The sequence below is a fragment of the Bordetella petrii genome (assembly GCF_020991325.1).
GTDB lineage: Bacteria > Pseudomonadota > Gammaproteobacteria > Burkholderiales > Burkholderiaceae_B > Bordetella_A > Bordetella_A petrii_E.
Genome location: NZ_JAJMLX010000173.1, coordinates 1 through 9,826 on the forward strand (window position 1 = coordinate 1; position 9,826 = coordinate 9,826).

Annotated in this window: 10 protein-coding genes; 4 read left to right on the top strand and 6 right to left on the bottom strand. The window is 68.1% G+C overall.

The window, feature by feature from the left end; genetic code table 11:
- The 4 genes from hda to LPZ50_RS16475 all read left to right on the top strand — a co-directional run.
- Nucleotides 1-558, top strand: a 558-nt coding sequence (hda, locus tag LPZ50_RS16460) for a DnaA regulatory inactivator Hda (RefSeq protein ID WP_230662700.1), incomplete at its 5' end; no start/stop codon positions are given.
- Nucleotides 555-1,253: an HAD family hydrolase gene (locus LPZ50_RS16465; RefSeq protein ID WP_230662702.1), complete on the top strand. Its 699-nt coding sequence runs from the start codon at nucleotides 555-557 to the stop codon at nucleotides 1,251-1,253. The genes hda and LPZ50_RS16465, both read left to right, overlap by 4 nt.
- A complete protein-coding gene (pcnB, locus tag LPZ50_RS16470; protein ID WP_230662704.1) occupies nucleotides 1,254-2,612 on the top strand; it encodes a polynucleotide adenylyltransferase PcnB in 1,359 nt (452 codons plus the stop codon).
- The gene (locus LPZ50_RS16475; RefSeq protein WP_230662706.1) at nucleotides 2,609-3,094 is read left to right on the top strand and encodes a 2-amino-4-hydroxy-6-hydroxymethyldihydropteridine diphosphokinase; all 486 of its coding nucleotides are present in this window, start codon (nucleotides 2,609-2,611) and stop codon (nucleotides 3,092-3,094) included. Before pcnB ends, LPZ50_RS16475 begins: the two co-directional genes overlap by 4 nt.
- 267 nt (nucleotides 3,095-3,361) lie before the next feature.
- Here LPZ50_RS16475 and LPZ50_RS16480 read toward each other — a convergent pair whose 3' ends face one another.
- The 6 genes from LPZ50_RS16480 to LPZ50_RS16505 form a co-directional block, all read right to left on the bottom strand.
- A complete protein-coding gene (locus tag LPZ50_RS16480; protein ID WP_230662708.1) occupies nucleotides 3,362-4,189 on the bottom strand; it encodes an HpcH/HpaI aldolase/citrate lyase family protein in 828 nt (275 codons plus the stop codon).
- Complete coding sequence (locus tag LPZ50_RS16485; RefSeq protein WP_230662710.1) at nucleotides 4,186-5,382, bottom strand: CaiB/BaiF CoA transferase family protein; 1,197 nt, start codon at nucleotides 5,380-5,382, stop codon at nucleotides 4,186-4,188. The genes LPZ50_RS16480 and LPZ50_RS16485 overlap by 4 nt, the downstream gene beginning before the upstream one ends.
- The gene (locus tag LPZ50_RS16490; protein ID WP_230662712.1) at nucleotides 5,379-6,209 is read right to left on the bottom strand and encodes an FAS1-like dehydratase domain-containing protein; all 831 of its coding nucleotides are present in this window, start codon (nucleotides 6,207-6,209) and stop codon (nucleotides 5,379-5,381) included. Before LPZ50_RS16490 ends, LPZ50_RS16485 begins: the two co-directional genes overlap by 4 nt.
- Nucleotides 6,210-6,324: 115 nt before the next feature.
- A complete protein-coding gene (locus tag LPZ50_RS16495) occupies nucleotides 6,325-7,122 on the bottom strand; it encodes an enoyl-CoA hydratase (RefSeq protein WP_230662714.1) in 798 nt (265 codons plus the stop codon).
- Complete coding sequence (locus LPZ50_RS16500; RefSeq protein WP_230662716.1) at nucleotides 7,119-8,237, bottom strand: acyl-CoA dehydrogenase family protein; 1,119 nt, start codon at nucleotides 8,235-8,237, stop codon at nucleotides 7,119-7,121. The genes LPZ50_RS16495 and LPZ50_RS16500 overlap by 4 nt, the downstream gene beginning before the upstream one ends.
- A 24-nt stretch (nucleotides 8,238-8,261) precedes the next feature.
- Nucleotides 8,262-9,452 carry an acyl-CoA dehydrogenase family protein gene (locus LPZ50_RS16505; protein WP_230662718.1) on the bottom strand — a complete coding sequence of 397 codons (1,191 nt, stop codon included), beginning with the start codon at nucleotides 9,450-9,452 and terminating at the stop codon, nucleotides 8,262-8,264.
- Nucleotides 9,453-9,826 lie beyond the last annotated feature (374 nt).

Below are 9,826 nucleotides of genomic sequence, written 5' to 3' on the forward strand. Positions count from 1 at the left end.
TGCGGGCGCAGCCACCTGCTGCGCGGCCTGGCCACCGGGCCCGGGGCCCTGTATATCGACGCGCGGCAAGGGCCCGGGGCCTTGCGGCAGCTGGCCGACACCGACTCGGCCACGCCCATGCCCCGCATGGTGGCCGTGGACGACGTGCATCTCATGGACGACTCCCGGCAGGCCGGGCTGTTCGCCTTGTACAATCGGTGGCGCGAATGCGCGGCCACCAGCCACGCGTTCGCCTTGGCAGTGGCCGGTGACCGCGCCCCGCTGTCCATGCCGTTGCGCGAAGACCTGCGCACCCGCCTGGGCTGGGACCTGGTCTTCCGGCTCGAGCCGCTGTCCGATGCGGACAAGCGGGCCGCGCTGGCGGCGCAGGCCGCCGATCGCGGGCTGCAGTTGGCGCCCGAAGTCATCCAGTGGATGCTGACGCACCGCGAGCGCGATATCCGCAAGCTGGCCGCGCTGCTCGATGCGCTAGACCGCTATTCCCTGGCCACAGGCCGGGCCATTACCATTCCGCTGCTTCGCGCGATGCTGGCGGACCCCGATACGCAAACTCCATGACCCCCCGACGACTCGCGCTGTTCGACCTGGACCACACCCTGCTGCCCCTGGACAGCGACTACCAATGGGCCGACTTCCTGGCCCGCACCGGCCGGGCCGGCGACCCCGCCGAAGCGCGCCGCCGCAACGACGAGCTGATGGTGCGCTACAACCAGGGCTTGCTTACCGCCGGACAGGCCGCCGAGTTCATGCTGGGGCTGCTGGCCGCGCATACGCCGTTCGACCTGGCGGCCTGGCATGAAGAATTCATGGCGCAGGTCATCCGGCCCGACATCACCCCGCAAGCGGTGCAACTGGTCGACCAGCACCTGGCGGCCGGTGACCTGTGCGCGCTGGTCACCGCCACCAACAGCTTCGTCACCGCGCCCATCGCGCGCGCCTTCGGCGTGCCGCACCTGATCGCCACCGACCCCGAATACCGCAACGGCCGCTACACCGGCCGCATCCACGGCACTCCCAGTTTCAAGGAAGGCAAGGTGGTGCGCGTGAACCAGTGGCTGGCCGGCATGGGGCTGGCGCTTGCGGATTTCTCCGAATCGTTCTTTTATAGCGATTCGATCAATGATGTACCGCTGCTCGAGGCCGTCAGCCGGCCCGTGGCGGCCAATCCCAGCCCGTCGCTGCGCGAAATCGCGCAGTCGCGCGGCTGGCAGGTGCTCGACCTGTTCGAGCACATGGAAGATGCCAAGTCCTAAATGATCACCGACACCATAAAAAAATTCGTCAGCCGGCTGTTCTCGCCGGCGGCCCGGGGGCCCCAGCGCATTGCGCGCGACCGGCACGGCATCGACCGCCGCAACGTTTCGCGCCATGCCATCAAGGTCTGTGATGTGCTACGCCAGCACGGCTACGCCGCCTACATCGTGGGCGGCGCCGTGCGCGACCTGATCGTCGGCCTGGAACCCAAGGATTTCGACGTGGCCACCAATGCCACGCCCGAACAGATCCGCCCGCTGTTCCGGCGCGCCCGCATCATCGGCCGCCGCTTCCAGCTGGTGCACGTCGTGTTCGGCCAGGAGATCATCGAAACCTCTACCTTCCGCGCGCCCGCCACCCAGGACGCGGAAACCGACGAACACGGCCGCATCCTGCGCGACAATGTGTTCGGCAGCCAGGAAGAAGATGCCGCGCGGCGCGATTTCACCATGAACGCGCTGTACTACGACCCGCACACCGAAGAAGTCATCGACTACCACAACGGCGTGCAAGACCTGAAAAAGCGCCAGGTGCGCATCATCGGCGACCCCGCGCAGCGCTACCGCGAAGACCCGGTGCGCATGCTGCGCGCCGTGCGCTTCGCGGCCAAGCTGAACGGCAGCATCGATCCGGCCACGCGCCAGCCCATCGGCACCATGGCCAATCTCATCGAGAACGTGCCGGCCTCGCGCCTGTTCGACGAAATGCTCAAGCTGCTGACTTGCGGCCACGCCATGGACTGCCTGCGCCAACTGCGCGCCGACGGCCTGCACCATGGGCTGCTGCCCTTGCTGGACGTGGTGCTGGAGCAGCCCGGCGGCGAACACTTCGTCGAACTGGCGCTGGAACGCACCGACACGCGCGTGCGCGCCGGCAAGAGCATCAGCCCCAGCTTCCTGTTCGCCGCGCTGCTGTGGCAGCAAGTGGATTCGCGCTGGAAGCAATTGCGCGCCGGGGGCGAGCACACCATTCCGGCGCTGGTACAGGCCGCTGATTCGGTGCTGGACGAACAAACCGAGAAACTCGCCATCCAGCGCCGCTTCTCGTCGGACATGCGCGAAATCTGGTTCATGCAGCCCCGCTTCGAGCGCCGCATGGGCAAGACCATTTACCGCATGATCGAACAGCCGCGCTTTCGCGCTGCCTGCGACTTCCTGCAGTTGCGGGCGGCCGCGGGCGAATTCGACAGCGTGCTGGCGCAATGGTGGATGGACCTGGCCAATGGCGATGACGCCGCGCGCGCCGACATGATCGAAGAACTGGCCCGCCTGCCGCGCGATCCGGGCGAATCCAGCACCCCCCGCAAGCGCCGCCGCCGTCCGCGCCGGCCCGCCGGGGCGCCACGCGCCCCCGAATGAACACCCCGGTACGCGCCTACGTAGGCCTGGGCGCCAACCTGGGCGATGCGCGCGCCACGTTGCGCGCCGTGCTGGAGCAACTGGCCGCCGAACCGGGCATCCTGGCCTGCCAGGCATCGCCCTTTTATCGCAGCGCCCCCGTGGATGCCACGGGCCCAGATTTCATCAACGCGGTGGCGGCCGTGGACACCACCCTGGCCCCGCTGGACCTGCTGGATGTGCTGCAGGCCCTGGAAAACCGCCACGGCCGCCAGCGCCCGTACAAGAATGCCCCGCGCACGCTGGACCTGGACCTGCTGCTTCATGGCGATACCGTCATGGATACGCCGCGCCTGACGCTGCCCCACCCGCGCATGCACCAGCGCGCCTTCGTGCTGGCGCCCCTGCACGACCTGGCGCCCGATCTGGTGCTGCTGGTGGGCACGCCGCAGGCCTTGCTAGCGCGGCTGACGCGCCAGGCCATCGAACGCCTGGCTGACTGAGTTAACGGCGTTAACTGCGGCGGCGCCTGATACCGGTGCCGGGCACCGATGGCGCTACCTTACAGTGGAAAAAGGACACCTTGCGAGGTATGGCCGGGTGTCTGGCTCCGGCGGTGCCAGACACCGTGGCGTGCCGCGATAGTCTCAGTTGTACGGTGTCCGGCACCCTGACGGGAGCCGGACACCCGGCAGTGCCCGCGAAAATCCGCCACGGCGGCTAAGGTAGCGCCATGGATGCCACCCCCTGCAGAGCCGGCTCCGGTCGGCCTACGATTGCTCGCCGGCGCGCTGCAGCAATAGTCGCGCCCGCGCGATGACGGGCGCATCGACCATTTTGCCTTCCAGCATGAAAGTGCCGGCGCCGCTGTCGCGGTGCGCCGCCACCACGCGGCGCGCCCAGGCCAGGTCGGCCTCGGGCGGAGCGAACGCGCTGTGAATGATGCCCACCTGCGTGGGATGGATGCACAGCATGCCGCCAAAGCCCATATCGCGGGCGCGCAGGGCCGCGGCCTGCATGCCCTGGGTGTCGTGCACGCCCGGGAATACGCCGTCCAGCGGCGCGGCCAGCCCCGCCGCCCGGCTGCGCAGCAGGACCTGCACGCGGGCGTGGTCTAGCACCACCTGCGCGCCATCGGAATCGGGTGTCAGGCCGAGATCCAGGCCGTAGTCCAGGCTGCCGAAAGCCAGCCGCTGCACACCCGGCGTGGCGGCGATTTCAGCGGCATTCAGCACACCGTCGGCGGTTTCCAGGATGGGCACGATGTCGATGCCGGTTTGAGCGGCATGCCGCACGTGGGCCTGTGTCTCGGCCTTGGGCAGCACAATGGCCGCCACGCCGGGATGGTTCTGGCAGGCTTTCAGATCGTCGTCGTGCCAGGACGTGGACGCGTCGTTGATCCGTACCCACAGCCGCGCGCCGGGATGGGTGCCCAGGAAATCGCACAGGGCTTCGCGGGCGCTGTCTTTGGCCAGCAGTTCAACGGCGTCTTCCAGGTCGACGATGACCGTGTCGGCGCCGCTGGCCAGGGCTTTCGGAATGCGTTCGGGCCGGCTGGCCGGCACGAACAGGGCGGTACGGACTACGCTGGGCATCACACGACCTCCGAGGCTCGCAAACGCGCCACGTCTTCGGGCGCGTACCCCAATGATGCTAGCACCGCATCGGTGTTCTCGCCCACCGCGGGCACCGGATCCATGCGTGGCGTGAAGGCGTTGCTGGACGCCGGGGGCAGCAGCGCCGGCAGCGTGCCCACCGGGCTGCCGATTTCACGCCAGCGCTCGCGCGCCTGCAACTGCGGGTGCGCCCAGACGTCTTTCATGTCGTTGACGCGCGCATTGGCGATCTGCGCGGTTTCAAGGCGGTCGGTGACCTGGTCGATGGTCATGCCGGCGAAGGCCTGCACGATCAGCGCCCGCAATGCATCGCGGTTGGCGGCGCGCCGCGAGTTGGATGCGAAACGCTCGTCGTCGGCCAGTTCCGGCTGGCCCAGCACGCGGTCGCAGAATACGCGCCATTCGCGTTCGTTCTGCAGCCCCAGCATGATGGTGGCGCCATCGCCCACCGGAAACGGCCCGTAGGGGTAGATAGTGGCATGGGCCGCGCCCGCGCGGATGGGCGGCGCCGCGCCTTCGAAGGCGTAATACATGGGGTAGCCCATCCATTCGACCATGCTCTCCAGCATGGACACGTCCAGGCGGCTGCCCAGGCCGGTGCGCTGGCGCAGCAGCAGGGCATTCAGAATGGAGGAATACGCATACATGCCCGCGGCGATGTCGGAAATCGAGCAGCCCGCCTTGGCGGGTTCTTGTGCCGAGCCGGTAACCGAGACAAAACCGCTTTCGCTCTGGATGAGCAGGTCGTAGGCTTTCTTGCGTTCATACGGACCGCCCTGCCCATAGCCCGAAATATCGCACACGATCAGGCGCGGATACTGGGCATGCAGGGTGTCGAACGACAGGCCCAGGCGCTCGGCGGCGCCGGGGGCCAGGTTCTGCACCAGCACGTCGGCCGATTCCAGCAGGCGCTGCATGACCCCCGCGGCATCGGGGTGCTTCAAGTCCAGCGTCAGGCTTTCTTTCGAGCGGTTCGTCCAGACGAAATGCGACGATTGGCCTCGCACGCGTTCGTCGTAGCCGCGGGCGAAATCGCCCGCGCCGGGGCGTTCGACCTTGATGACGCGCGCGCCCATGTCGGCCAGCTGGCGCGTGCAGAACGGCGCGGCAATGGCGTGTTCAAGGCTGATGACGGTAATGCCGTCCAGCGGGCGGACTGCGGCAGTGGTGTTCATGCGGTAAACCTCAGTTGCGCCTGGTGCGCCAGCGTGCCGTCCTGTTCGGCCCACAGGTCGGCCAGGCCGGTTTCAGCCACGCGGCCGGCCACATGGAAGGGCGTGGGGGCGATCAGCGGCCGCAGGCCGCGGTAGGCAAGGTGGTCCAGCCGCGCCGAGGGATGCGCCTGGCGGAATGCCGCCACCATCAGCGTGGCGATCATGGGGCCATGCACCACCAGGCCGGGATAGCCTTCGGTGCCCGTGACGTAGGGGTGGTCGTAATGAATGCGGTGGCCATTGAAGGTAACGGCCGAATAGCGGAACAACAGCACCGGAGAAGGGTCAACCGGCTGGCGCCACTGCGATTCGGGCGCCGGCTCGGTGCCCACCAGCTTGGGCGGCGCGGGCTGGCGGTAGACGATGTCTTGTTCCTCCAGAATGGCCAGTGCGCCATCCTGGTGGTATTCGTGCCGCACGGTCACGAACAGCAGCGCGCCGGTACGGCCGGTTTTCTCGCGCACGTCGGCCACGGTGGAACGGCGCTCGGCCGGCACGCCCACTTGCAGCGGTGCGTGGAAGGCCACCCGGCCGCCCGCCCACATGCGGTTGCGGTCGTCGGCCGGCGGCAGAAAACCGCCACGCGCCGGATGGCCGTCGGCTCCCACGCCTTCCATGCCCACCGGGTTGATGAAGAATGCCCAGTGCCACAGGGGCGGAAGGGCCTGGCCCTGGGCCGGCGCGGGCTCGCCCAGCGTGGCGGCGATGCGGGCCGCGTGGCCGGTATCCAGGTTGTCGGCAACGGACTCGCCGCGGCCGATCCAGTCCGCGGGGTTGGAAGACGTCATGTTTCTTGTCCTTGGCTTGTTACAGTGCGGGTCAGCCGCCAGCATGCCCGCGCCCGCCGGATTTGTGAATTCGTTTTTCTACAAGGCCGGCTTCAAGAGACCGGAATCCACCGCGCTATTTGCCCTGGAAGGCCGGGGGCCGTTTCTCGGCAAAGGCGCGCATGCCTTCCTGGTAATCGTCCGTGTAGCCCAGTTGCTTCTGCAGTTCGCATTCCAGGTCGAACTGCTGTTCCAGCGTATTGCCGCTGGCGGCCTGCAAGGCCCGCTTGGTGGCGCCATAGGCGCGCGTGGGTCCGCCCGCCAGGGTGGTCACCACCTGCGCCCGCGTGGCGTCCAGGTCTGCATCGGGAATGCAGCGCCAGATAAGCCCCCATTCCGCGGCCTGGCGGGCCGGCACGCTGTCGCCGAACAGCGCCGCGCCCATGGCGCGCGCCGAACCGACCAGTCGCGGCCAGAACCACGTGCCGCCCGCGTCGGGCAACAGGCCGATCTTGCTGAAGGCCTGGATGAAGCGCGCCGATTCCACGGCATACACCACGTCGCAGGCAAACACCAGGCTGGCGCCCGCCCCGGCCGCCACGCCATTGACCAGGCATACCACCGGCACCGGCAGCGCCCGCAGGCGCAGCACCAACGGCCGGTAGTTGTTGCGCAGGCCCTCGCTCAGGTCGCGGCGCTGGCCCTCGGGCAGCGGCTTGCGCTCGGTAAGATCCTGGCCTGCGCAGAAACCGCGCCCGGCGCCCGTGATCACCACGCCGCGCAGGACGGCGCAGTTTTCCAGGGTATCCAGGGCGCGCGCCAATTCGGCATGCATCGCGGACGTGAAGCTGTTCAGGCGATCGGGGCGGTTCAGCGTGATGATGCCGACGCCATCTTCCAGGGAAAAACGGATTTGCTCATAGGCCTGCGTCACGCCAGCTCCTCGAGTACGGCCAGTTGTTCGGCGGTGTCACCCAGCAGTTGGTCGATCATGGTCAGGCGCTTGAAATAGTCGCCCACTTCCAGTTCATCGGTCATGCCCATGCCGCCATGCAGTTGCACGGCGCTCTGGGCCACGAAGCGCCCGGCGCGCGCCGCTTCCAGCTTGGCACTGGCCAGCATGCGGCGGCGCTGCGCGGCGTCGGTTTCCGTCAGGGCGGCGGCCGCCACGTAGGCCATGGACAAGGCCATTTCCTTGGCCACCAGCATGTCGGCCATGCGGTGCTGCAATACCTGGAAGGCCGCCAGCGGCTGGCCGAACTGGCGCCGCGTCTTGAGATAGTCGATGGTGATTTCCAGCAGGCGTTCCATGGCGCCCGCCGCATGCGCGCATAGTGCCGCGGTGCCCCACTCCAGCGCCGCGGCCAGGCCGTCCACCGCGGCCTGGCCTTGCGCCAGGATGGCATCCGCGCCAACCGGCGTGCGGTCGAAATCGATGCGCGCGCAGCGCGCGCGGTCCAGCGTGGGCGTGTCCAGCACTTTCACACCCGGCGCATTGGCCGGCACCAGCAGCAGCACGGCCTCGTCGTCGATGTCGCGCGCCGACACGATCCAGGCCTGCGCGGCGGCGCCGTGCCATACCAGGTGCTTGGCGCCTGTCAGTTCCAGCACGCGGTCGGCGCTGGGCCGTACCCGGCACGACTCGGGCTCGGTGTCATAACGCCGCCCGGGTTCCTGATAGGCCACCGCGATAATGGCTTCGCCCGTGGCCAGCGCGGGCAGCCACTGTTGTTGCATGTCGGTATTGGCACAGGCCAGCAGCGCGGCCGCGCTCATCACCGCGCTGGGAACCACCGGCTCGGACACCAGGCCGCGTCCCAGTTCCAAGTGTACCGGCAGCAGGCTGGCGGGCGCTTCGCCAAAGCCGCCATGCTCGGCAGGAATGTTCAGGCCCATGACACCCAGCTCGGCCAGTTGCGCCCAGGCGCGCGCGTCCAGCGCGGGTTCGGCGGCGCGCGCGCGGCGGCGGACAAAGGCCCATTCGTCCTGCACCAGGCGCCGCAGGCTGTCGGCCAGCATGCGTTGTTCTTCGGTATACGCGAAATCCATGATTCTGTTCCGTTGCGTTGCGGGCTACAGCCCAAGCATCATGCGGGCGATGATGCCCTTCTGCACTTCGGTGGTTCCCCCGTAGATCGAGGTCTTGCGCATGTCGGCATACCCCGCGCCGGCCGCGGCCGCCATCTCGGGGCCGGGGCCATGGAACGCGGCATCCGCCTCCATCCAGTCGGGGTCGTACGGCCAGGCGTCGGGGCCGGCGATTTCCATTTGCAGCATGGCCAGGTCCTGCTGGATTTCCGACCCGCGGATCTTCAGCACCGACGCCTCCGGCCCGGGCGCGTCGCCACGCGCCGACGCGACGCGCAGCAACAGCATTTCCAGCGCCATGATGTCGACTTCGATGCGCGAGATGCGGTCGCGCATGCGGCTGTCCTGCAGCAGGGGCCGGCCATGGCGCTGCGCGCGGCCGGCCATTTCTTTCAGCACGCTCAGTTCGCGATGGCAATGGCCCAGCCCGGCGATGCCGGTGCGTTCGTGCCCCAGCAGGTACTTGGCATAGGTCCAGCCCTGGCCGGCCTCGCCCACGCGGTTGGCCACCGGGACGCGCACGTTTTCCAGCCAGACTTCGTTGACGTCGTGGCCGCCGTCCAGCGTGCGGATGGGCCGCACGCTGACACCCGGTGTGCGCATGTCGATCAGCAACATGGAAATGCCGCGCTGCGCCTTGGCGTCGGGGTCGGTGCGCGCCAGGCAGAACATCCAGTCGGCGTACTGCGCCAGCGTGGTCCAGGTTTTCTGGCCGTTCACCACGTAGTGGTCGCCATCGAGTTCGGCGCGGGTTTTCAGCGACGCCAGGTCGGAACCCGACCCCGGTTCCGAATAACCCTGGCACCACCAGTCTTCCACGCGGATGATGCGCGGCAGGAAGCGTTGCTGCAGCTCGGGGCTGCCGTACTTCATCAACACCGGGCCTATCATGCTCAGCCCGAAGGGCAGCAGGCGCGGTGCGCCGGCCTTGAAGCATTCCACCTCGAAAATCAGGCGTTCCAGGGGGTTCCATCCGGTGCCGCCATGCTCTTTGGGCCAGGTGGGCGCGCCCCAGCCCTGATCGTCCAGGATGCGGTGCCAGCGTATGTAGTCGTCGCGGTGCAGGCGTTGGTGGCGCAGTACCTTGTCGCGGATATCGCGCGGCAATTTTTCCTGCGCGAACGCTCGTACGGTTTCGCGGAAGCGGCGCTCTTCCGGTGTCCAGCTCAAGTCCATGTGCGGTCTCCTTCAGGCCGTATCTAGCCACGGCCGGAGCGCCGCTGCAATCTGCCTCTTTGGAAGCGGGGCTTCCGTGTAAATGAAGCGGGCCGGGCCTGGCCCGGCCGCGTCCAGCGTACCGCCCGGCAAAACCCCTGCTTCGGCAATGAAGAATGGTCAACCGTGCCGGCAGAACGGACACTGCCTGCAACCTCACTGCCATGCTGATTTTTCATGACCGAGCGCATCCATGAACCGCTGCGGGACCAGGCGTGCCGCCAGCCCGACGCCGTGTTCCTGTACGAAGAAAGCGGCGCCACGCTGCGCTACGGCCAGATGTGGCAGCGCGTCGAGCAGGCGCGCGGCTGGCTGGCCGGCCAGGGCGTGCGCCT

Bases quoted from the DNA above. Each gene is read 5' to 3' on its own strand.
- LPZ50_RS16475 (WP_230662706.1), top strand. From the start codon at position 2,609: ATGAACACCCCGGTACGCGCCTACGTAGGCCTGGGCGCCAACCTGGGC.
- LPZ50_RS16485 (WP_230662710.1), bottom strand. From the start codon at position 5,382: ATGAACACCACTGCCGCAGTCCGCCCGCTGGACGGCATTACCGTCATC.
- pcnB (WP_230662704.1), top strand. From the start codon at position 1,254: ATGATCACCGACACCATAAAAAAATTCGTCAGCCGGCTGTTCTCGCCG.
- LPZ50_RS16500 (WP_230662716.1), bottom strand. From the start codon at position 8,237: ATGGATTTCGCGTATACCGAAGAACAACGCATGCTGGCCGACAGCCTG.
- LPZ50_RS16490 (WP_230662712.1), bottom strand. From the start codon at position 6,209: ATGACGTCTTCCAACCCCGCGGACTGGATCGGCCGCGGCGAGTCCGTT.
- LPZ50_RS16505 (WP_230662718.1), bottom strand. From the start codon at position 9,452: ATGGACTTGAGCTGGACACCGGAAGAGCGCCGCTTCCGCGAAACCGTA.
- LPZ50_RS16465 (WP_230662702.1), top strand. From the start codon at position 555: ATGACCCCCCGACGACTCGCGCTGTTCGACCTGGACCACACCCTGCTG.